Annotated in this window: 3 rRNA genes; all 3 read right to left on the bottom strand. The window is 45.4% G+C overall.

Features of this window, described 5'->3' with window-relative positions:
• Nucleotides 1–825 (bottom strand): 16S ribosomal RNA (locus MED222_RS00070); the annotation flags it as partial.
• Between the two features lie 428 nt (nucleotides 826–1,253).
• Nucleotides 1,254–1,369: ribosomal RNA gene (gene rrf, locus MED222_RS00075) — 5S ribosomal RNA — on the bottom strand.
• Between the two features lie 134 nt (nucleotides 1,370–1,503).
• Nucleotides 1,504–1,670, bottom strand: a 23S ribosomal RNA gene (locus MED222_RS00080); the annotation flags it as partial.

The raw sequence follows: 1,670 nt of genomic DNA, 5'->3' as shown, positions 1-1,670 counted from the left end.
TTACGGCGTGGACTACCAGGGTATCTAATCGTGTTTGCTCCCCACGCTTTCGCATCTGAGTGTCAGTGTCTGTCCAGGGGGCCGCCTTCGCCACTGGTATTCCTTCAGATCTCTACGCATTTCACCGCTACACGTGAAATTCTACCCCCCTCTACAGCACTCTAGTTCACCAGTTTCAAATGCAGTTCCGAGGTTGAGCCCCGGGCTTTCACATCTGACTTAATGAACCACCTGCATGCGCTTTACGCCCAGTAATTCCGATTAACGCTCGCACCCTCCGTATTACCGCGGCTGCTGGCACGGAGTTAGCCGGTGCTTCTTCTGTTGCTAACGTCAAGATGTGCAGCTATTAACTACACACCCTTCCTCACAACTGAAAGTACTTTACAACCCGAAGGCCTTCTTCATACACGCGGCATGGCTGCATCAGGCTTTCGCCCATTGTGCAATATTCCCCACTGCTGCCTCCCGTAGGAGTCTGGACCGTGTCTCAGTTCCAGTGTGGCTGATCATCCTCTCAGACCAGCTAGGGATCGTCGCCTTGGTGAGCCATTACCTCACCAACTAGCTAATCCCACCTAGGCATATCTTGACGCGAGAGGCCCGAAGGTCCCCCTCTTTGGCCCGTAGGCATTATGCGGTATTAGCCATCGTTTCCAATGGTTATCCCCCACATCAAGGCAATTTCCTAGGCATTACTCACCCGTCCGCCGCTCGACGCCCATTAACGCACCCGAAGGATTGTTAGTGTCGTTTCCGCTCGACTTGCATGTGTTAGGCCTGCCGCCAGCGTTCAATCTGAGCCATGATCAAACTCTTCAATTTAAGATTTTGTGACTCAACGAATACTGACTTCAAAACTATTCTTTATAAATAAAGAGTGTAATTTTAAAGCTATTACCATTCCAACAGAATGATAATGAATTGACTGTGCCAAAATTAAGTAAACTTAATTTTGTATTGGTCACTCAGTTCATTGAAATCAATTTTGATTCCGAAGAATCTGTTTTATCTAACGATAAAACGTTTTGATATTCATCAACGAGTGCCCACACAGATTGATAGGTTTAAATTGTTAAAGAGCTTTGCTTTCAGCGCCTTAGCACTTAAGCAGGACGCGTATAATACGCTTTCTACTTTGAAAGTCAACATAAAATACTAAGAAAACTTAGAACCCTATGGTGACTTGTCTATTAAATAGACAAAGTCGAACTTTTTGTCTTAACTTTTTAAAAAGTGAAAATAAATTTGGAGCCTGGCGATGTCCTACTCTCACATGGGGAAGCCCCACACTACCATCGGCGCTATTGTGTTTCACTTCTGAGTTCGGCATGGAATCAGGTGGGTCCACAATGCTATGGTCGCCAAGCAAATTTTGCTTTTACTTTCAGTTTTAAAAAAACTAAAGGCAAAATAATCTGGAAAACTGATTTAAAAGTTTCTCTTCAAACGCATTCAAGGTCTGGTCTTTCTATTGAGTCCACAAAACCCCTTGGGTGTTGTATGGTTAAGCCTCACGGGCAATTAGTACAGGTTAGCTCAATGCCTCGCAGCACTTACACACCCTGCCTATCAACGTCGTAGTCTACGACAACCCTTTAGGACGCTTATAGCGTCAGGGAAAACTCATCTCAAGGCTCGCTTCCCGCTTAGATGCTTTCAGCGGTTAT

Origin of the sequence: Vibrio sp. MED222, assembly GCF_000153005.1 — a bacterium.
Classification (GTDB): Bacteria; Pseudomonadota; Gammaproteobacteria; order Enterobacterales; family Vibrionaceae; genus Vibrio; species Vibrio tasmaniensis_A.
This window is presented reverse-complemented; position numbering and strand designations above follow the sequence as displayed.